The 20655-nt window shown below is 70.4% G+C and carries 15 protein-coding genes; 5 read left to right on the forward strand and 10 right to left on the reverse strand.

The features are described from left to right. Positions 1-41: 41 nt before the first annotated feature. Positions 42-1136, forward strand: a complete 1095-nt coding sequence (locus ACGFY5_RS13045; protein ID WP_392719804.1) for a hypothetical protein — start codon at positions 42-44, stop codon at positions 1134-1136. Positions 1137-1142: 6 nt separating this feature from the next. Here ACGFY5_RS13045 and ACGFY5_RS13050 read toward each other — a convergent pair whose 3' ends face one another. The 10 genes from ACGFY5_RS13050 to ACGFY5_RS13095 all read right to left on the reverse strand — a co-directional run bounded on the left by ACGFY5_RS13050 (position 1143) and on the right by ACGFY5_RS13095 (position 14571). After that, entirely contained in the window at positions 1143-3785 is a 2643-nt protein-coding gene (locus tag ACGFY5_RS13050; RefSeq protein ID WP_392719805.1) for an ABC transporter substrate-binding protein, read from the reverse strand. Positions 3786-3941: 156 nt separating this feature from the next. Continuing rightward, positions 3942-4688 carry an SRPBCC family protein gene (locus ACGFY5_RS13055; RefSeq protein ID WP_392719806.1) on the reverse strand — a complete coding sequence of 249 codons (747 nt, stop codon included), beginning with the start codon at positions 4686-4688 and terminating at the stop codon, positions 3942-3944. A gap of 4 nt (positions 4689-4692) precedes the next feature. Then, complete coding sequence (locus ACGFY5_RS13060; RefSeq protein WP_392719807.1) at positions 4693-5547, reverse strand: FAD binding domain-containing protein; 855 nt, start codon at positions 5545-5547, stop codon at positions 4693-4695. Beyond that, on the reverse strand, positions 5544-8021 hold the full coding sequence (locus ACGFY5_RS13065) for a xanthine dehydrogenase family protein molybdopterin-binding subunit (protein WP_392719808.1): 2478 nt from the start codon (positions 8019-8021) through the stop codon (positions 5544-5546). The genes ACGFY5_RS13060 and ACGFY5_RS13065 overlap by 4 nt, the downstream gene beginning before the upstream one ends. After that, on the reverse strand, positions 8018-8485 hold the full coding sequence (locus ACGFY5_RS13070; protein ID WP_392719809.1) for a (2Fe-2S)-binding protein: 468 nt from the start codon (positions 8483-8485) through the stop codon (positions 8018-8020). Before ACGFY5_RS13070 ends, ACGFY5_RS13065 begins: the two co-directional genes overlap by 4 nt. A gap of 51 nt (positions 8486-8536) precedes the next feature. Continuing rightward, positions 8537-9757, reverse strand: a complete 1221-nt coding sequence (locus ACGFY5_RS13075; protein ID WP_392719810.1) for a transcriptional regulator — start codon at positions 9755-9757, stop codon at positions 8537-8539. 37 nt (positions 9758-9794) lie between these two features. After that, positions 9795-10952 (reverse strand): VWA domain-containing protein, encoded by a 1158-nt coding sequence (locus tag ACGFY5_RS13080; protein ID WP_392719811.1) that lies wholly within the window; start codon positions 10950-10952, stop codon positions 9795-9797. Beyond that, the gene (locus ACGFY5_RS13085; protein WP_392719812.1) at positions 10949-11818 is read right to left on the reverse strand and encodes an AAA family ATPase; all 870 of its coding nucleotides are present in this window, start codon (positions 11816-11818) and stop codon (positions 10949-10951) included. The genes ACGFY5_RS13080 and ACGFY5_RS13085 overlap by 4 nt, the downstream gene beginning before the upstream one ends. After that, positions 11819-12928 (reverse strand): CDP-glycerol glycerophosphotransferase family protein, encoded by a 1110-nt coding sequence (locus ACGFY5_RS13090; protein ID WP_392719813.1) that lies wholly within the window; start codon positions 12926-12928, stop codon positions 11819-11821. A 53-nt stretch (positions 12929-12981) separates the two neighbouring features. After that, positions 12982-14571 carry a methyl-accepting chemotaxis protein gene (locus tag ACGFY5_RS13095; RefSeq protein ID WP_392719814.1) on the reverse strand — a complete coding sequence of 530 codons (1590 nt, stop codon included), beginning with the start codon at positions 14569-14571 and terminating at the stop codon, positions 12982-12984. A 104-nt stretch (positions 14572-14675) separates the two neighbouring features. On the opposite strand from ACGFY5_RS13095, the gene ACGFY5_RS13100 reads away from it, so the two are divergent. From ACGFY5_RS13100 to nrfD, 4 genes are read left to right on the forward strand one after another with little or no spacing between them, the layout of a single operon-like run. Further along, positions 14676-15389, forward strand: coding sequence for an ANTAR domain-containing protein (locus ACGFY5_RS13100; RefSeq protein WP_392719815.1), 714 nt, complete (start codon positions 14676-14678; stop codon positions 15387-15389). A 29-nt stretch (positions 15390-15418) separates the two neighbouring features. After that, positions 15419-18715 carry a formate dehydrogenase gene (fdh, locus tag ACGFY5_RS13105; RefSeq protein ID WP_392720491.1) on the forward strand — a complete coding sequence of 1099 codons (3297 nt, stop codon included), beginning with the start codon at positions 15419-15421 and terminating at the stop codon, positions 18713-18715. After that, positions 18708-19601 (forward strand): 4Fe-4S dicluster domain-containing protein, encoded by an 894-nt coding sequence (locus ACGFY5_RS13110; RefSeq protein ID WP_392719816.1) that lies wholly within the window; start codon positions 18708-18710, stop codon positions 19599-19601. Before fdh ends, ACGFY5_RS13110 begins: the two co-directional genes overlap by 8 nt. 59 nt (positions 19602-19660) lie before the next feature. Continuing rightward, entirely contained in the window at positions 19661-20632 is a 972-nt protein-coding gene (nrfD, locus tag ACGFY5_RS13115) for an NrfD/PsrC family molybdoenzyme membrane anchor subunit (protein WP_392720492.1), read from the forward strand. The last annotated feature ends 23 nt before the right edge of the window (positions 20633-20655 follow it).

The following is a 20655-nucleotide window of genomic DNA, read 5'->3' on the forward strand; positions in this document are numbered from 1 at the left end:
GCATCGGGGGCTCCGGACGCAGTGCGGAACGGGGACCGTGCATGCCCGACGAGTTGAATCCGGTCGACGGTCCGATCCGGACGGCGACTGCGGCTGAGTTCGTCGGGGAGTTGAACCGCCTGCACCACTGGGCGGGGCGCCCGCCCTACCGGACCCTCCACGATCAGCTGTCGCCGAGCACGGTGTCCGACGCGCTGCGCGGTAAGCACCTCCCACGGCCGCCTCGGCTGGAGTTCGTCGAGGCGTTCGTGGGGGCGTGTCTGCGGTTCGCGGGCTTAGCGGACGCGCGGGTCGAGGTCGGCGTCGAGACGTGGCGCCAGGCCTGGCGTCGGATCGGCACACCGGCCACCCCGGACACGGCGGCCGGGACGGCGGCCGGGACCGCCGGGGCCGCCGAGGCGTCGGCGGACGACCCGGCCGTCGCGCCGGCGGGCGCCGAGGCGGCCGACACTGTTGCCGACGCCCCAGATGGAACGAACGTGCCGGTCGCGTCGCCGCGGCCGGAGCCGACCGGCGGCCCCTACTCCCGGCGGGGAGCCTCCCGGCGGGGAGCCCTGCTGGCGCTGGCAGCCGCGTTCCTCGTCGGCGTCGTCGTCGGCGGGGCCACCCTCTGGCTGGTCGACCCCCGCGATCCTCCGGCGGTCCACGCCTCGGACCCCGCACCCAGCGACTGCCTCCCCGCCGACGCGCCGCCCCCGCCGGGCCGCGAAATGTTCGATCCGGCCGAGGACACGTCGGCCTGGCTCCCGAACAACAACCGGGTCGACCTCCGTCGCGTCGACAAGGGCGTCTGGCGCGCCGGTGTGCACGGCGGCGGCATCGCGAGACCCTCTGACCTGCTCGTGATCCGACGCCCCGTCTCCGTCGTCGACAACCACCACTACGCGCTCACGGTCACCGCGTCCGCCAGCCGTCCGGTCACGGTCCGGATCCGCTTCCAGAACAGGAACTCGGCCGACTACGACCCCTTTCACAATGTCCCGTACACCGTGACGCCGCAGGCGTGCCGACGGACGATGTCGTTCCTCGTCCACACGACGACCACCGGCGGCGAGTTGATCTTCCTCGTCGGCGGTCTCGAGGACTTCGACCTGACGCTGACCGCGGTGTCGCTCGTCGACCAGGGGCCGAAGTAGGCGCGCTCAATCGGCCGGACACCCGGTGTCCGGACCGGGCCGGTTCGACGAGCTCAGCCGACCGCAGAGAAACACCCTCGTCGGTTCGTCGCCGTCGCGCTCCGGATCGACCCGCAGGATCACCACCATCTTCCCGCGGGAGACCTGGGCGTTGTTCTTCAGGTTGATCACACCGCTCGTGCCCCGCTGCTCCCCTCTCTCGTTCAGACCGTTGTGGACGTCGTTCCTGCGCTGGTTCCCCGGCCCCTTCACCCACCGCAGTGCACCGCGGAGCAGCGTGATGCTGTCGTGCGCGAGCAGTGCGTGCCCGTCCAGAGCATCGCGAGTGCACGGCTGGTCGAACAACTTCCGGTACCCGGCATAGAACGTCTCGGGCGCGACCTTCGCGGCTCCCGGCGCGACCTCCGGGCAACCTGCGTCGCCCCAGGCCGCGCTGCTGGCGAACGAGAGGTAGTCGACGGTGGGGGTCGGATAGTCGTCGGTGTTTCCGTCGGCCACGTACCGGGTCACGTCGTCGCCGGCGAGCACGTACGCGCTGCGGCTCTCGCACGAAACCGCGTTCAGGAACTGGCTGAACGTCGCGTCCCCACGACCCGCGTAGAAGAGAATCTCGTCCGCCGGGCAGCGGTCGTTGAAATCCCCGATGATGTCCTGGGCCGTGTTGCCGGCCGTGTAGCCGTGGACGTCGACGACGTCGAGACCCTCGGCCTCGAACGCCGTTGTCGCGTCCTCGGCGAGGTTCCGGCTGTACGCGTCGTCGGGGTCGTCGGAGTAGAAGATGCGGACCTTCTTCCGCGGAATCTTCTGCCGGGCGTAGGCGGCCGCGACCTTGGCCTCCCGGCTGTTCTGCGGGTTGACCTGGCGATAGTAGTTGGGTGCCGCGTCCGGCAGCGTGTCCGCGGACGTCGCGATCCCGATCATCGGCAGGTACGCCGCTTCGAAGATCCGCAGTGCCGCCTCGGTCTCCGCCCGGCTCACGCTGAATCCGACGACCGCACCCACTGACGGGTCCTCGTCGGCATAGTCCCGCACACGTTCGGCGACCTCCACGGCGTCACGCATGGCGGGTCCGGCGTTGGCCAGCAGGACGCGCGTCGGGAGCCCGGACACGTTGTTGGCGTCCTGCGCCACCGCGATGCCGCGGAGTTCCTCGACCGTCGCCGCGCTGCTCCGGGTCTCCTCGGGTGAGAGATCGGCGAAATAGACGACGGTCAGGTGCCGGTCCGCCTTCGCTGCGATCGCGTTCTGGGAGTGGATCGCATCGAGTGCCTGACGCGTCTCGGGATCGTCGGCGAAGCCGCGGAACGTGGGTTCGGCGAGGCCGACGCAGGAATCCGAGGACTCACTGACCCAGACGTCGGTGACACCGCCGAGCTGCCATCGATCGCAGCGGTCCTCGTACCAGCGGACAGCCGTCCACCCGGCCGCGACCAGCGCGACGACGACGATCGTGGTCAGCACCCCCCGCATCGCCCCCGCCGAGCGACGGATCGTCGGCAGGACCACATCGTTGACGTCCTTGTCCTCGCGGTTCGCCGTGCCGGAGTCGACGTCGTCCTGCCACGCGAGCGGAACGAGATACGCCTGATCCGCCCGGCCGATCCGGGGCGGGTTCGCTGTCCAGCCGTCGACGACGTTCCTCGCCTCGGTCACGGAGCGCACGTCGGCGCCGTCCGCGAACAGGCTGCGGTCACCGGTAGCGAGGACGACCAGCGGATCGCCGACGCCCACGTCGTAGCGGACCTGGCTGATCGAATGCAGCAGCAGGCCGGCGGCATTGGACCCGGCACCACGCACCAGCAACACCGGGTAGACCGGTCGCCGCGCAGGGCGGAGGCGACTGAGGAGGCGACGGCGGTACGCGCGGCGGAGGTCCTCCAGGAAGGCGTGAACCAGGAGCAGCCGCGCGTGCTTCTCGGCCTCGTCCGTCTCGCGGTAGCCCTGCCGGCCGGTGACCTCGGCGGCGAAGGACAGGAACGAACGCGGTGTGGCTGCGCCGCGGAGGTAGGGCTGTCGGCGGAACCATCGGTACGGACGCCGGAACCTGACGGTGTAGGAGAACCACAGCGGCCGGAAGATCCACCAGCCACCGATGATCGCCGCGCCGAGCACGCCCGTCAGAGCCTGACCGAGGGCGCTCACTCTCTTGGTGTCGTCGTCCGCGGGTGTCTGCGTGGCATTGCCCAATAAGCGGGTCAACTCGCGCTTCCGGGCTTCGGACGTGGTGATCGCGGACTGGTTCTGGTTCAGCAGCCAGACGGCCAGTTCGAGGTGCGGGAACTTCAGCCCGTTTCGACGGTCCTGGTCGCGCGACAATGCATTGACGGCCTGGTCGAGCGCTGGATAGACCTGCCGCGCTTCGTCGCCGAGTGAATTGTCCGGGACGGGGTCGGTGCCCGCCGCGGTGAGGACGGCGAGCGGCACCTTCTCCGTTCTGATCTCCGCGAGCTTGTCGTGTGTCTTCCCGAGGGACCACGAACCGCGATCCTCGTGCTGGTCGGTCCCCCCCGTCGCGGGACCGACCAGCACGAGGATCGGCCGGGCGCGTTTCCCGGCTTCCTCGGGTAGGAGCCGCGCCGGGCGCCGGACGTAGCCGACGACGATGTCGACGACACCGGCGGCGCCGATGAACCAGCGTGGCGACGACACAGGCTCCCCCGTCGTGACTCGGAGCCCTCGTGGGCATCACTGAGCTCGACTGTGTCAGTCACGGTTCTGTCCCGACACGTGCGCGGACAACGCCGGACATCCCCGAACAGCACCGGACGCCCGAGCGGGTGCTCGGGCGTCCGGTGCTGTTCGGGGTCAGCTGGAGCGGCGGCGGAGCAGGCGGACGATCACCGCCAGCGCCACCAGCACGGCCAGCGCCGGTTTCCAGTAGGACCTGGCGAGGACCGGGAGCACTGTCGCCCCGAGGTCCAACGCCTCCGGCTGCGGAGGCGAAGTCCGAACCACCCGCCCCGCCGAGGCCGTAGCCACCGCCTGCGCCGCAGGCGAAGGCGTCCTGGCCGCAGGCGTGTCCGCCGCGGGCGAAGGCGTCCTGGCCGCAGGCGTGTCCGCCGCGGGCGGCGGGGGCGGGGGCGTGGGCGTGGGCGCCGGATCTGCGGCGGGGGCTAGTTGTTGGGCTAGGCAGTCCACGAACTGCCCGAGGAGTTTGTCGGAGACGTCCTGGATCAGCCCGCGACCGAATTGCGCCGGCTTCCCGGTGATCGCGAGGTCCGTCACGACCTCGACGTCGGTGCCCCCGTCGGCAGCCGCCGCCATCGAAAGCGTCGCGGTCGCCGACGCGGTCCCGTTACCGCGCTTGTCCCGTCCCTTCGCCTCCACCACCATCCGGTGCTTGCTCTCGTCCCGCTCGGAGAACGACCCGCTCCCGTTGTAGACGAGCGCGATCGGACCGAGCTTCACCTTGCACGACCCGGTGAACTCGTCCCCTTCCACCGACGTCACCTGCGCCCCGGGGAAGCACGCAGCCACCCCCGACACGTCCTGGAAGTGCGCCCACGCGTCGTCGATCCCCGCAGGAACGTGGAATTGGTGAGTCAGATCCATCCGATCACGCTCCCGCAGCGGCCAGCACGGCTCGCCTGGTGAGTACCCGCGCGAGGTGCTGCCGATACGCGGCGTCGCCATTGAGATCCGACGGCGGACTGGTCCCGTCTGCGGCATGCGCGGCCGCGGCACCGACCGCCTCGGCGGTCACCGCAGCCCCGACCAGCGCGGACTCCACCGACGACGCCCGCAACGGCGTCGACCCCATGTTCGCCAGGGCTATCTTCGCCTCCGCGATCGTGTCACCGGAGACCCGCACGGTCGCCGCCACCGCCACGATCGGCCACTGGTGCGCGATCCGCACGAACTTGGCGTGGTGCGCGCCCCAGCCGGTGTGCTTCGGGATCCGCACCTCGGTGAGGATCTCGTCCTCGCCGATCGCAGTCTCGAACAGACCGGTGAAGAACTCCGTCGCCGGCACCGTACGGGCGCCCCCGGGGCCGGTGATGACGAACTCGGCCCCCAGCGCGAGCGCCGGTCCGCCCAGGTCACCGGCCGGGTCGGCGTGGGCCAACGCCCCGCCGAACGTCCCGCGGTGGCGGATCTGCGCGTCGGCCAGGTGCTCCACGGCCTGCGTGATCAGGTTCGCGTGCGCGGCGACCAGCGGATCCCGCCCGACGTCGGCATGCGAGGTCATCGCACCGATGACGATCGCGTCGCCCTCCTCGCGGATCCCGCGCAGCGACGGGATGCGACCGAGGTCGATCACCACCTCGGGCGCGTTGAGCCGCATCCGCAGCACCGGCAGCAGGCTCTGCCCACCCGCCAGGATCTTGGCGTCGTCACCGTGCTGCGACAGCGCCGCGACCGCCTCCTCCAGCGTGGTCGGCGCCAGGTAGTCGAACTGTACGGGGATCACTGACCCGCCCCTTCCTGGTTGCCCTGCGTCGCCGGATCGGCGTCACCGAAGTGCGGCGCGGCCGCCTCGACCGTCGGCGTGTGCGCGGAAGCGCCGTTGATCGCTTTCCACACCCGCTCCGGCGTGCACGGCATCTGGATGTCGTGCACCCCGAGGTGCCGCACCGCATCCACCACCGCGTTCACCACCGCCGGAGTCGACGCGATCGTCCCGGCCTCCCCCACGCCCTTCGTCCCCAGGGTGTTGCTGGTCGCGGGTGTGATCGTGTGGTCGATGTCGAAGCTGATCGTGTCCGCCGCGGTCGGCAGCAGGTAGTCGACGAACGAGCCGCTGACCAGCGTCCCCGCGTCGTCGTACACCGCCTCCTCCCACAGCGCCTGCGCGATGCCCTGCACGAGCCCGCCGTGCACCTGACCGGCGACGATCAGCGGGTTGATCACGGTGCCGATGTCGTCGCACGCCACGTACTTGCGCATGTTCAGCTCACCGGTCTCGGTGTCGATCTCCATCGCGCACAGGTGGGTGCCGTGCGGGAAGCTGAAGTTCACCGGGTCGTACGTGGCGTCGGAGTCCAGCGAGGGCTCCACACCGTCGGGAAGGTTGTGCGCGGCGAACGTGGCCAGCGCGACCTCCGCGATCGACGTCCCCTGGTCGGTGCCCCGCACGGAGAACCGGCCACCGGAGAACTCCAGGTCGTCGACCGACGCTTCGAGCAGGTGCGCCGCGACGACCTTCGCCTTCTCGATCACCTTGTCCGCCGCACGAACAACTGCCTCGCCACCGACGACCAGCGACCGCGACCCGTAGGTGTCCAGCCCGCGATGCGAGATCTGGGTGTCGCCGTGCAGCACCTCGACGTCCTCGAACGGCACCCCGAGACGGTCGGCCACGATCTGACTGAACGCCGTCTCGTGCCCCTGCCCGTGCGGCGACGCGCCGGTGACCACCTCCACCTTGCCGGTCGCGAGCATCCGCACCGACGCGTGCTCCCAACCGCCGGCGCCGTAGTCCAGCGACCCCAGCACCCGCGAGGGCGCCAGCCCGCACATCTCGGTGAACGTCGAGATGCCGATGCCCAGTTGCACGGGGTCGTTCGACTCGCGCCGCTTGGCCTGCTCGGCGCGCAGCTCGTCGTATCCGAACATCTCCTTGGCGCGCGCGGTCGCCGCCTCGTAGTTGCCCGAGTCGTAGGTCAGCCCGGCGACCGTCGTGAACGGGAACTCCTCGTGGGTGATCCAGTTCTTCTCCCGGATCTCCAGCGGATCGACGCCCACCTCGGCGGCGAGCTCGTCCATGATCCGCTCGATGCCGAACGTGGCCTCGGGCCGACCCGCACCGCGGTACGCGTCCGTCCAGGTCTTGTTCGTGAGCACGGTCTGGCACGCGAAGTGGTACGCCGGGATCTTGTAGATCGCGTTGAACATGAACGCGCCGAGCACCGGCACACCACCGCCGACCAGCGCCACGTACGAGCCGAGATCGGCGAGCAGCTCGACCTTCAGGCCGGTCACGGTGCCGTCCGCTGTCGCCGCGAGCGTCAGCTTCTGCCACTGGTCACGGCCGTGGTGACCGGCGACCAGCGACTCCGAGCGCGTCTCGGTGTACTTCACCGGCTTGCCCAGGCGCCGGGCCAGCAGGAACGTGATGAACTCCTCCGGCGTCGACTGCAGCTTCCCGCCGAAACCGCCGCCGACGTCCGGCGCGATCACGCGCACCTTCGACTCGGAGATGCCGGTGACAGCGGCCAGCAGGAACCGCAGGATGTGCGGGATCTGGGTGGCCGACCACATCGTGACCTGCTCGCCGGTCGGGTCGACGACCACCGACCGCGGTTCCATGAACGCCGGGATCAGCCGCTGCTGGCGGTATTCGCGCTCGAGCACGATCCCGCCGTTGCGCGCCTCGGCGATCGCGCTCTCGACATCGCCGCCCGTGCCGGCGGTCCCGGAGTCGAAGACCCACAGCGCCGACTTGTTCGTCCCGAGGTCGGGGTGGGCGAGGACCGCGCCCTCCTCCACCGCGGCACGGAGATCCAGCGCCGCCGGCAGTTCCTCGTAATCGACGTCGACGAGCTCGGCGGCGTCGCGTGCCTCCGCGGCGCTGCGGGCCACGATCACGGCGACGACCTCACCCGCGAACGTGGCGCGGTCGACCGCGATCGGCGGGTGCACGGGCGTGACCTGGTCGGGTGTGATCGGCCAGGCGTTCGGCAGACCGCCCTGCTCCTCGGCCACGTCCCGGCCGGTGATGACGCTGACGACGTTCGGCGCCTCCGCCGCCGCGGACGTGTCGATCGACAGGATCCGCGCGTGGGCGAACGGTGACCGCACCATCGCCAGGTGCAGCATGCCGGGCAGCACGATGTTGTCGGTCCAGCGCGTGCGGCCGGTGATCAGCCGCTGGTCTTCCTTACGGCGCCGATCGCGCCCGATCTCGGCCGCCGGCGTGCTCGGGTGTTCGTCGAGGGCGGTCATTTCTGACCGCCTTCCGCCGCGTACTGCACGGCCTTCACGATGTTGTGGTAGCCGGTGCAGCGGCAGAGGTTGCCCTCCAGCCCGAGGCGGATCTCCTCCTCGGTCGGGTTCGGGTTCTCGTTCAGCAGGTCGACCGACTGCATGATCATCCCGGGTGTGCAGTAGCCGCACTGCAGGCCGTGGCACTCGCGGAACGCTTCCTGGACGGGATGCAGGCGACCGTTCGTCGACAGTCCCTCGATCGTGGTCACTTCCGAGCCGTCGGCCTGCACGGCGAGGACGTTGCAGGATTTGACGCTACGGCCGTCGAGATGGACCGTGCACGCGCCACAGTTGCTCGTGTCGCATCCGATGACGGTGCCGGTCTTACCGAGTTGTTCTCGCAGGTAGTGGACCAGCAGCGTGCGCGGTTCGACATCGTCCGACACGTTCTGGCCGTCGACTTTGAGGCTGATCCGAGTCATGTGCGTCACACTAGGCAGCGCCTGGTTGGCTGCCGGTTGGACACACTGTGACTACCCGATTGCGAGCCGAGCCTTCAGTAGCGGGATCGCGGGGTGCGGCGGGACCAACCGGCGCAGGCAGGCGTCCACCACCTCCCGGTCGTACGGCGCGAGCTCCTCGCTGTAGCGCAGCACGGCGTCGGGCTGGGGATCGGCGAGCAGCGCCTCGCGCAGCGCGACCGCCACGTAGTCGGCGAGTTCGCTCAGCGCCGGGGAGTTCGTGCCGGGCAGCAGGTCTCCCCCGTACGCGTCGACGGCCTCGGACACGTGACCGCCGCGGATCAGCGCGAGCACGTGCTGGACGTCGGTGGCGGCGGGCATCAGCAGCCGGTACGGCCGGGACGCCAGCTGGCCGCCGAGCGCTCGGCGCAGGTGGCTGACCTCGGCTTTCAGCGTCGAGAACGTCACCGCTTGGTCGCCGTAGACCATCGCGTGCAGCTGTTCGAGCGAGAGCCCCTCGGGGTGGAGGGCCAAGAGCGCCAGCACCTCGGTCTGGCGTCGGTTGAGCAGGAGCCGGTAGCCGTCGAGCCGGGTCTCGGCGGTGCCGAGCAGCGTCATGACCAGCCCCGGGTCAGCCGTCTCCGGCTGCGCGGTGGGGTGCGAGACGGAGTACGGAATGGCGTTCTCGATCAGCCGCGCCATCACCCGGGCGGTGGCCAGCCCGATCGGGTGCGTGCGGTCCCACGTCGTCGACAGGTCGAGGACGCCGAGCCGCCGGCCGGTGACCGGGTCGTGCACGGGCGCCGCCCAGCACACCCAGTTGCCGACGATCCGCGCGTAGTGCTCCGCGCTGAACACCATCGACGGGGCGTCCAGGCGGTTGGCCAGGTCGAGCGCGTTCGTGCCCATCGACTCGTCGTCCCAGCGCGCCCCGGCGACGAAGTGCACCTGCTCGGCCTTGTTGCGCATCACGCGGCCGCCGTACGTCCAGAGGATGCGGGTATCGGCGTCGGTCACCGCGATCACGAGGTCGCCGTCCTCGGCGGTGCGGCGCAGTTCGGACTCGACCGACTCGACAGCGGCCTGCAGCGGCGTGTCCCGCCAGACCGCGTCGGTCTCGGATTCGTCGGTCATCGGCGCGGCCGCGACCTCGGTGGAGACCCGCGCTTTCACCGAGCGCCCCCAGCTCAGCAGAATTTCCGGGCGCACTTCCGCCGTGACGTCACCGTGCTCGGTGAACATCGTCCACGCGCAGACCGCTTCCATCCGGCGCGTGTGCAGGTCATCAGCCATCGCGGACCTCGGTGTCCTCGGGATGGGCCCACGGTAACTACGCCCGCGCGACGACGTCCAGCAACTCGGCGAACGCCGCCAGTGAGTGCCCGGCGACGAAGTCGTCCACATGCGGCAAAGCCGCCCTAATACCGCCCTGAACGGGGGCGTACGAGGCCTTCCCTCGGTGCGGGTTCACCCAGACGACGCGGTGCGCGATCCGCTGCAGACGCGCCATCTGCTCTCCCAGCAGCGCCGCGTCGCCGCGCTCCCAGCCGTCGGAGAACACGACGACGACGGCGCCCCGGGCCACACCCCGGCGGCCCCACCGGTCGAGGAACACCTTCAACGTCTCGCCGAGCCGGGTGCCGCCGGACCAGTCCGGCACGGCCTGGCCGGCGGCGATCAGCGCCCGCTCGGCGTCGCGGGCGTCCAGCGCCCGGGTGAGGCGCGTCAGCCGGGTACCGAGCGCGAACGTCTCGACGCTCTTCGAACCCACGCCGACGCGATGGGCCAGCCTCAGCAGGGCGTCCGCATAGGCACTCATGGAGCCGGACACGTCGACGAGCAGCACCACCGGACGTGCCCGAAGGGCGCGGCGACGCCACTCGAGCTCGGCGGGCTCGCCCATCCGGCGCAGGCTCGCACGCAGGGTGCGGGACGCGTCCAGCGAACCCCGGTGCCAGGGCCGCAGGCGACCGGAGCGACGCACCGGCAGCCGGACGTCGAGCGTGGCGAACATCGCGGCCAGCCGCGCCTTCTCGTTCGCGCTGAGCACCGCGATGTCACGGTGCCGGAGCACCTCCGCCGCACTGGCCTTGGCCTGCACGATGTCCTCGTCACCGGCCTCGCCGGCTCCGCCGGACTCGTTCTCGGGCAACGGCGAGTACGACGTCGTGGCGCTGGGCGGTGCCTGGCGACGCCGGGGGAGGCCGGCGCGGGGATCGAAGTAGGCCTCGTAGACCTGGTCGTAGCGCTCGAGGTCGGCCGGGGAGCCGCAGAGCGTGGCGCGGCCGGCGAAGTAGGTCGCCCGCGCCTCGTTCGCCCCCGCCAGCGATGCCGCCTCCAGGAAGCTGGCAGCTCGGTCGTGCGTGACCGGCACGCCCGCGGCGCGGAGCGCGACGCTGAACCCCAGCAGGATCTCGTCCGCCTCACGGACCGTCGCGGCCGAGGTCGACGAGGCCGCCGAGTCGGCGATGCCGGCCAGCTCGGTCATGCCGCCAGCAGCCGGTCCAGCGCGTGGCGCACCTTCTCGGCGTCCTCCCGGTACTTGACCAGCGCGCCGAGCGTGCTCGCCGCGGACTCCAGGTCGAGGTTCGCGACGCCGAGCATGTGCAGTGCGCGGGCCCAGTCGAGCGTCTCGGCGACGCCCGGCGGCTTCTGCAGGTCGATCTCGCGCAACGCCTGCACCGCGGCGACGACCTGCCGGTTGAGCTCGGACGACACTTCCGGTGCCCGCGAGCGGACGATCTCGATCTCGCGCTCCAGGCCCGGGTGGTCGATCCAGTGGTAGAGGCAGCGCCGCTTGAGCGCGTCGTGCAGCTCCCGGGTGCGGTTGGAGGTCAGCAGCACGATCGGCGGCACGGCGGCGGTCACCGTCCCGTACTCGGGGATCGAAACCTGGTAGGTGGAGAGCACCTCGAGCAGGAACGCCTCGAACTCGTCGTCGGCGCGGTCGATCTCGTCGACCAGCAGCACCGCCGGCGCCTCGCGCAGCGCGGCCAGCACCGGCCGGGCGAGCAGGAACCGGTCGTCGTACAGCGACTTCTCGGCCTGCTCGGCGTCGACGCCACCGGAAGCCTCGAGCGTGCGCAGATGCAGGATCTGCCGGGGGAAGTCCCAGTCGTAGAGCGCCTGGGTGGCGTCGATGCCCTCGTAACACTGCAGCCGGATCAGCGGCAGCGCGAGCGTCTGCGCGATCGCCTCGGCGAGCGCGGTCTTGCCGGTGCCGGGTTCGCCCTCCAGCAGCAGCGGCCGCCGCATGCCGAGTGCCAGGAACGTGACGGTGGCCAGCGCGTCGTCGCACAGGTAGCCGGTCTCTCCGAGGCGAGCGGAGATGTCAGCGGCCGAACGGAGCTCCATTCACCGAAGGCTACGTGTCGAACCGCCGGGCCGGGGCGGGGTCGTCACGCCGAGCAGTTCGACGACGCGGTCCGCGGCGTGGCCGTCGTCGGCGTGGCAGAACGTGGCGCGGAACCGGTCGTACGCCGACTGGTAGCGGGTGACCACCGCGTCGAGGGCAGCCAGTGCCGCCAGCACCTGCTCCTCGGTCCGCAGCACCGGTCCGGGCGGGTCCGCGGTGAGGTCGAAGTAGAACCCGCGCAGCCGGTCGCGGTAGTCGTCGAGGTCGTAGGCGTAGAACAGCAGCGGTTTGCCGGTGACGGCGAAGTCGAACATCGTCGAGGAGTAGTCGGTGATCAGGACGTCGACGGCCAGGTAGAGGTCGCGGATGTCCGGATAGTCGGAGACGTCGATCAGTGAGCGGTGCTCCGCCGGGTCCAGTCGGTGGGTCACCAGGCTGTGCGTGCGGAGCAGGAGCGCGTGGTCGCCGCCGAGCACGTCGGTGAACGTCGCCGGGTCGAGGCGGAGCGCGAAGTCAGGCCGGCCCCCGGCAAGGAACACCTGGTCGTCGCGCCAGGTGGGGGTGTACAGCACCGCGGTCGTGGAGTCGGCGATACCCAGGCTCGCGCGCAGGTCCGCCCGGACCTTGTCGCCGTCGGGTGAGCTGAGCAGGTCGTTGCGCGGGTAGCCGGTCTCGTGGATCGGGCCGCTGAAGCCGAACGCGCGCCGCAGCCGCGGTGTGCTGGCCCGGTTGGGCGAGAGCAGGTCGTCCCAGCGCGCGACGTCCTTGCTCAGGGTCTCCAGCCGGCCTTCCGGCGCCCAGCGGACGTCGTGGTGGATGCGCTTGAGCGGCGTGCCGTGCCAGGTTTGCACGTAGCGGGTGCCAGGCCGCTTCTGCCAGTCCAGCGCCAGGTGGTCATTGGAGATCACCAGGTCGGCGTCCTCGAGCGCCGCCACGCACTCGGCGCCGCCGAAGGGCACGGTCTCGACGTCCGGCGGGAAGTCGGCCCGCCGCGCCGGAGCGGCGAGCCAGCGGTGCTCCCAGTCCGGCCGGACGTCGCGGAGACGCTCGTACACCGCCCGCGGGTTGCAGCTGTAACGCCCGGAAAACGAGTTGTAGACGACCCGCACTGAGCCTCCCCGATCCGGCAGACGAGGAGCCTCTACTACCCAGACGCCGGACGTCAGTAACGCAAACTGCTGAGGCTGGTGCGTACCGCCGAGGCGATCTCGGTGAGCCGGGCGGCGGTGTCGGCGGCCGTCGCCGCCCCGCGGGTGGTCTGGGCGGCGACGTCGGCGACGCCGGAGACGTTGTCGCTGATGTCGCGCGAGCGGGTGGCGACCTCGTTGACGTTGCGGCTCATCTCGGTCGTCGTCGCCGACTGCTCCTCCACGGCGGCGGCGATCGTGCTCTGGGCGTCGTTGATGCGGTTGATGACGTCGGTGATCTCGGCGATCGCGTCGACGGCAGCGGTCGAGTCACGCTGGATGGCCGCGACTCGGCCGGCGATGTCCTCGGTCGCCCGGGCGGTCTCCTGCGCCAGGTCCTTGACCTCGTTCGCGACGACAGCGAAGCCCTTGCCGGCCTCCCCCGCCCGCGCGGCCTCGATCGTGGCGTTCAGCGCCAGCAGGTTGGTCTGCTCGGCGATCGACGTGATCAGCCGCACGACCGTGTTGATCTCCTCGGACGACTCCCCGAGCTGCCGCAGCACCGCCTCGGTGTTCGCCGTCGACTGCACGGCGTGCGACGCCACCGACGCCGCTTCGCTGGTGTTGCGGGCGATCTCACCGATCGACGCGCCGATCTCGTCGGAGCCGGCGGCAACCGTGAGGATGTTCTGGGTGATCGTCGCCGAGGCGTCCGACGCGGTCTCCGCCCGGGCCGCGGACTCCTCCGCGTTGCCCCGCAGCTGGTTGGCGACGCCGGTCAGCTCGTCGGAGGCGCCCGCCAGCGCGGTCACGTTGCTGTCGACGTCACGCAGCACCGCGCCGAGGCGTTCGGTGGCCGTGTCGAGGGCCGCGCTCATCCGGCCGACCTCGTCCCGGCCGGTCACCTCGGTGCGCTGGTCCAGCCGCCCCTGCGCCATGCCCTCCAGCACCGTGACGGTGCGTCCCAGCCGCGCCGCGATCGAGCGTCCGACCAGCAGCGCGAGTGCCACGCCCAGCACGATTCCGAGCAGGATCAGGCCGACGATCAGCAGCCGGGCCGAGGCGTAGGCGCTCTGCGCGGCCTTTATCGAGGCGGCGGCTGCCTTGTCCTCGATCTCCCTGAGGTCGTCCAGCGCGTCCGACATCGCGTTGATCAGCGGCGTGGCCTTCGCCTTGCGCACGGCGATGAACTCGACGTCCGCGTTCGCCATCGCCAGCGGGATGAGCTGCGTGTCACGCACCGTGCGGTAGGAGGCCAGCGCGGCGGCGAACGCGTCGCGCGCCTTTTCCCGACCCGTCATGTCGGTCGCGATGTACGCCTCCCACCGCTCGGTCAGGTGGGCGTCGGCCGCCTGCAAAGCGGTCTTCGCGGCGGTCAGATCTGCGACCTGGGACTCGATCAGCAGGTTCAGCAGCTGGACGCGCATCTCACCGACGTCCGCGTCCACGTCGCCGAGCTCGGACACGGCCTGTAGCGAGTCCCGGTAGAGGCCCTTGATCCGGTCCTGCGCGCCCCCGAGCTTCGACAGCCCGACGCTGCCCACCACCAGCAACAACGCGCACACCACCGCGACGACCAGCAGCAGCTTGCGGGACACGGGCAAGTCGGAGAAGACGCGCCGCACCTGTTCACCCCCGGAAGACGTTTTCCGTAGCATCGGCGGCTGCGGCAGCCGCATGAGACGAACACGACGACGACTCCGGTAGCCGGAGGGGCAGGATGGAGCCCATGGATCTCACCTCGGACCAGATTCGTGAACTCACGGCCCTCGGCGGGTTGGTCCTCGGTCAGGACGATCTGGTCGGCACGCTGCAGGAAATCACCCGGGTCGCCTGCCGCGTCGTCCCGGGTGGAGAAGCCTGTTCGATCACGACGTTCGAGAACGGCCGGCCCTCGGCCCCCGCGTTCAGCGACGAATGGGCCCGGTCGCTGGACGAGCTGCAGTTCGCCGAGCAGGAAGGCCCCTGCCTGGACGCGGCCCGCACCGGAAACGTCTTCCGCACCCGCGACCTCGCCGGCGAGAGCCGCTGGCCCGCGTACGCCGAGCGGGCCGTCGACTCCGGTGCGCGCAGCTCGCTGTCCATTCCGCTGCACAGCGACGGCGTGAACTTCGGCGCACTCAACGTCTACTCGCGCAAACCCGACGCGTTCACCGGTGAGGCGGTCGCGCTGGCCCAGCTGCTCGGCGGCCTCGCCGGGCAGTCCAGCCAGGTGGCCGCGGCGTTCTTCCACCACCGCGACCTGGCCGGGCAGCTGCGTGAGGCGATGCGGTCCCGCGCGGTCATCGACCAGGCGATCGGCGTCCTCATGGCACAGCGGAAGATCACCGCGGACGCGGGGTTCAACGTCCTCCGGGAGACATCCCAGCATTTGAACGTCAAACTGCGGCAGGTGGCGCAGGAACTCGTCGAAACCGGCGAACTACCAACCCGACGCGTTTAGGACTTCTCTGCGGTGGCATGCTGGCGCTCGTGGGAGTGCGGACGTGGATCGAGAGCTGGCCGGTCTACCGGCAGCTGACCGGTACGGACCCGTTGGGCCGAGGCGCGGCGACCCAGTCGCCCCATTCGAAGACGCTCACGCCGCGGACGGCCGAGGCCGACCGTGTGGCGCATTCGGTCTGCCCCTACTGCGCGGTCGGCTGCGCCCAGAAGGTGTACGTCAAAGACGACGAGGTCGTCCAGATCGAGGGCAACCCGGACTCGCCGCACAGCCGCGGCCGGCTCTGCCCGAAGGGGTCGGCCAGCAAGCAGCTGGTCACCGGTCCGCACCGTGAGCAGAAGGTGCTCTACCGGAAGCCCTACGCCACCGAGTGGACCGAGCTCGACCTCGAAACGGCCATGGACATGGTCACCGACCGGTTCCTCGACGCCCGGCGGCGCGGCTGGCAGGACACCGACGAGAACGGCCACGTCGTCCGGCGGACGCTCGGCATCGCCAGCCTCGGCGGCGCCACGCTGGACAACGAAGAGAACTACATCATCAAGAAGTTGTTCACGGCGGCCGGCGCGATCCAGATCGAGAACCAGGCCCGTATTTGACACTCCTCCACGGTCCCCGGTCTGGGGACCTCGTTCGGGCGCGGCGGCGCCACCAACACGCAGCAGGACCTGGCGAACGCTGACTGCATCGTCATCATGGGTTCGAACATGGCCGAAGCGCACCCGGTGGGTTTCCAGTGGGTGATCGAAGCCAAGAAGCGCGGCGCGCGGATCATCCACGTCGACCCGCGGTTCACCCGGACGAGCGCGTTGGCGCACCAGTACGTCTCGCTGCGCGCGGGTAGTGACGTCGTCTTCCTGGGTGCTGTCGTCAACTACATCCTGAGCAACAACAAGGACTTCCGGGAGTACGTCACCGCGTACACGAACGCGTCCTACCTGGTCGACGAGAAGTTCCAGGACACCGACGAGCTCGACGGGCTGTTCAGCGGGTACGACCCGGAGACGGCCAGCTACGACATGTCGTCGTGGCAGTACCAGGGCGCGGAAGAGGTCGACGACGAGCCGGGGCAGAGCAGCTCCGAGGCCAAGGAGCAGGCCACCGGGCTGCAGCACGAGTCCGGCGGTCCGCCGCTGCACGGGCCGACGCACCCGCCGTCCGACCCGACGCTGCAGGACCCCAACTGCGTCTTCCAGGTGCTCAAGCGACACTTCGCGCGGTACACGCCGGAGATGGTCGAGGAAGTCTGCGGAGTCTCGCCGCAGGACTTCCTGGAGGTCTGCGAAGCGTGGACGTCGAACTCCGGGCGCGAGCGCACCACCGCGGTGGTCTACGCGGTCGGCTGGACCCAGCACACCGTCGGCGTGCAGTACATCCGCACGTCAGCGATCATCCAGCTGCTGCTGGGCAACATGGGCCGGCCGGGCGGCGGGATCATGGCGATGCGCGGGCACGCCAGCATCCAGGGCTCCACCGACATCCCGACGCTGTTCAACCTGCTGCCGGGCTACCTGCCGATGCCGAGCGCGTCCACCCACACCGACCTGGACACCTACATCGACGGGATCGTCGGCGACAAACAAAAAGGCTTCTGGGCCAATGCCGACGCCTACACCGTGTCGCTCCTCAAGGAGTACTGGGGCTCGGCGGCGACCGCGGAGAACGACTACTGCTACGACTACCTGCCCCGGCTCACCGGCGACCACGGCACGTACCGCACGGTGATGGACATGGTGGACGGGAAGGTCAGCGGGTACTTCCTGCTCGGTCAGAACCCGGCGGTCGGCTCCGCGCACGGCAAGCTGCAGCGCCTGGGCATGGCCAACCTGGACTGGGTCGTCGTCCGCGACCTGGCGATGATCGAGAGCGCCACGTTCTGGAAGGACTCGCCGGAGATCGAGACCGGCGAGATCGTGCCCGAAGAGTGCCGCACCGAGGTGTTCTTCTTCCCGGCCGCGGCGCACACCGAGAAGGAAGGCACGTTCACCCAGACGCAGCGGCTGCTGCAGTGGCGCGAGAAGGCCGTCGAGCCCACGGGCGACCAGCGTTCCGACCTGTGGTTCTTCTACCACCTCGGCCGCCGGCTCAAGGCCAGGCTGGCCGACTCGAACGACCCGCGCGACAAGCCGATCCAGGACCTCAACTGGAACTACGGCTTCACCCCCGACCCGGAGCGCGGCGACGAACCCGATGCCGCGTCGATCCTGAAGGCGATCAACGGCTACAACCTGACCACCGGCGAGCTCGTCGACGGCTACCTGGACCTGAAGGCCGACGGCACGACGGCCTGCGGCTGCTGGATCTACTCGGGCGTCTTCGCCGACGGGGTGAACCAGTCGGCGCGCCGGGAGCCGCGCGACGAGCAGGACGAGACCGCTGCCGAATGGGGCTGGGCGTGGCCGTACAACCGGCGCATTCTCTACAACCGCGCCTCGGCCGACCCCGACGGCAAGCCGTGGAGCGAGCGGAAGAAGTACATCTGGTGGGACGAGGAGAAGGGCGAGTGGACCGGTAAGGACGTTCCGGACTTCGAGAAGACGAAGCCGCCGTCCTACCGGGCGCCGGACGGTGCCACCGGCGTCGACGCACTGCAGGGCGACGACCCGTTCGTGATGCAGGCCGACGGCAAGGGCTGGCTGTTCGCGCCGAGCGGGCTGCAGGACGGTCCGATGCCGACACACTACGAGCCGCACGAGTCGCCGTTCGGCAACGCGCTGTACCGCCAGGCCGGCAACCCGACCCGGAAAGTCTACGGGCGGGCCGACAACCCGTCCGACCCGTCGCCGCCCGAGGAGCACGCGGACGTGTTCCCGTTCGTGCTCACGACGTCGCGGTTGACCGAGCACCACACGGCCGGTGGCATGAGCCGCACGCTCCCGTACCTCTCGGAGCTCCAGCCGGCACTGACCATCGAGGTCTCCCCGCAACTGGCGGCCGAGCGCGGGCTGGAACACCTGGGCTGGGCCACAGTGGTCACGTCGCGGACGGCGATCGAGGCCCGGGTGATGGTGACCGAGCGGATGCGTCCGCTGCGCGTGCAGAACACGACCGTCCACCAGGTGTGGATGCCCTACCACTGGGGCAGTGTGGGGCTGGTGACCGGTGACTCCACGAACGACCTGTTCGGTGTGGCGCTGGACCCGAACGTGCTGATCCAGGAGTCGAAGGTCGCCACCTGCGACGTGCGCCCGGGACGGCGTCCGCGCGGGCCGGAGCTGCTGGACTACGTCGCCGACTACCGGAAGCGGGCCGGCATCACCACCGAGACCGGGACGCACGTGCAGACGGGTGGCCCGGCGCACGTGGAAGAGGACGCGAGTGAATAGTTTCTACGGCCCCCTCGAGAATCCTGCCGCGGACGCGGGGTACGTCGAGCCGCCCGCGCGTAAGGGATTCTTCACCGACACGTCGGTGTGCATCGGCTGCAAGGCGTGTGAGGTCGCGTGCAAGGAGTGGAACGGGGTTCCTGACGATGGGTTCAACCTGCTCGGGATGTCGTTCGACAACACCGGTGAGTTGAGTGCCAACACGTGGCGGCACGTAGCCTTCATCGAACAACCGGCTCCCCCGGCGCGGGAGCTGGTGGAACTCGGCATGCCCGGTCTTTCGCGGCCCGGTGACGGTAGCGGGGCCGAGACGCGGCAGGACTTCCGGTGGTTGATGTCGTCGGACGTCTGCAAGCACTGCACGCACGCCGGGTGCCTGGACGTGTGCCCCACCGGTGCGTTGTTCCGCACCGAGTTCGGCACGGTCGTCGTCCAGCAGGACATCTGCAACGGGTGCGGGTACTGCGTCTCCGGGTGCCCCTACGGGGTCATCGATCGACGTGAAGACGACGGGCGTGCGTGGAAGTGCACGCTGTGTTACGACCGGTTGCGTGACGGGGAGGAGCCGGCGTGCGCCAAAGCCTGCCCCACGGACTCGATCCAGTTCGGTGATCTGGACGAACTGCGGGCCCGGGCCGCGGAACGGCTCGACACGTTGCACGCGGAAGGCGTCGGCGAAGCGCGGTTGTACGGCGAGAACCCCGAGGACGGGGTGGGCGGCGACGGCGCGTTCTTCCTGCTCCTGGACGAGCCGGAGGTGTACGGCCTGCCGCCCGACCCGGTGGTTCCCACCCGCGACGCGGGACGCATGTGGAAAGCCGCGGGCCTGGCCGGTCTCGGCCTCGTCGCCGGGGCCGTCGCGGCCTTCGTCGGGAAGCGGCCGTGAGCGGCGAGGGGCGCCGAGGCGGCGGGCGGCGGGGGGCCGATGGTGGACGCGAGCAGTCGATGGTGCCCCGGGCCGAGTTCCAGTCGTATTACGGGCGCCAGATCCTCAAGACGCCGGTGTGGAAGGAGGACATCGCCTACTACTTCTTCCTGGGCGGGCTGTCGGCCGGATCGTCGCTGCTCGCGGCGGGCGGTGACCTGACCGGTCGACCCGCACTGCGCAAGGGCGGGCGGATTGGCGGGCTGCTGGCGCTGACCGCCGGTACCTATTACCTGATCGTGGACCTCGGGCGGCCCGAGCGGTTCCACCACATGCTGCGGGTCGCGAAGCCGACGTCACCCATGAGCATGGGGACGTGGGCGCTGTCGGCGTACGGAGCGGCGCTCGGGGCGGCGGCGACCGCCGAGTTCGTGCCGCGGCGCTGGTCGCGGCTGCACCGGTTCGCGCAGCTGGCCGCGCGGCCGGCCGGGCTGGTCGCGGCGGCCGTGGCGCCGGCGGTCGCTTCCTACACCGCGGTGCTGATCTCGCACACCGCGGTGCCGTTCTGGAACACCGCGAAGGACGAGTTGCCGTTCGTGTTCGTCGGGAGCGCGGCGGCGAGTGGGGCGGGGTTGGGGATGATCCTTGCTCCGCGTGATCAGGCCGGTCCCGCGCGACGGCTCGCCGTGATCGGGGCCGGGATCGAGCTCGCGGCATCCCATCGGATGGAGGGGCGCCTCGGGCTCGTCGAGGACGTTCTGCACGAGGAGAAGCCGCATCGGTACCTGACCGCGGCGAAGTGGCTCACGGTCGGTGGCGCGGTGGGCGCCGCGCTGTTCGCCCGCCGCTCCCGCACTGCCGCCGCGATCTCCGGCGCGGCCCTCCTGGCCGGCAGCCTCTGCCAACGCCTGGGCGTCTTCCATGCCGGCGTCGAGTCGACCCAGGACCCCAAGTACGTCGTAGCCCCCCAACGCGAACGCCTGGCCCAACGCGACCGCGCGGCCGCACCCGAGCAGCCGGCCCCACCGAAGCAGCCGGCCCAACCCGAGTAGCCGGCGTAGCCCCGCGGACAGCC

It is taken from the genome of Cryptosporangium sp. NPDC048952 (assembly GCF_043197895.1).
Classification (GTDB): Bacteria; Actinomycetota; Actinomycetes; order Mycobacteriales; family Cryptosporangiaceae; genus Cryptosporangium.

Bases quoted from the DNA above. Each gene is read 5' to 3' on its own strand.
- ACGFY5_RS13045 (WP_392719804.1), top strand. From the start codon at position 42: ATGCCCGACGAGTTGAATCCGGTCGACGGTCCGATCCGGACGGCGACT.
- ACGFY5_RS13055 (WP_392719806.1), bottom strand. From the start codon at position 4,688: ATGGATCTGACTCACCAATTCCACGTTCCTGCGGGGATCGACGACGCG.
- ACGFY5_RS13065 (WP_392719808.1), bottom strand. From the start codon at position 8,021: ATGACCGCCCTCGACGAACACCCGAGCACGCCGGCGGCCGAGATCGGG.
- ACGFY5_RS13070 (WP_392719809.1), bottom strand. From the start codon at position 8,485: ATGACTCGGATCAGCCTCAAAGTCGACGGCCAGAACGTGTCGGACGAT.
- ACGFY5_RS13075 (WP_392719810.1), bottom strand. From the start codon at position 9,757: ATGGCTGATGACCTGCACACGCGCCGGATGGAAGCGGTCTGCGCGTGG.
- ACGFY5_RS13080 (WP_392719811.1), bottom strand. From the start codon at position 10,952: ATGACCGAGCTGGCCGGCATCGCCGACTCGGCGGCCTCGTCGACCTCG.
- ACGFY5_RS13085 (WP_392719812.1), bottom strand. From the start codon at position 11,818: ATGGAGCTCCGTTCGGCCGCTGACATCTCCGCTCGCCTCGGAGAGACC.
- ACGFY5_RS13100 (WP_392719815.1), top strand. From the start codon at position 14,676: ATGGATCTCACCTCGGACCAGATTCGTGAACTCACGGCCCTCGGCGGG.
- nrfD (WP_392720492.1), top strand. From the start codon at position 19,661: ATGGTGCCCCGGGCCGAGTTCCAGTCGTATTACGGGCGCCAGATCCTC.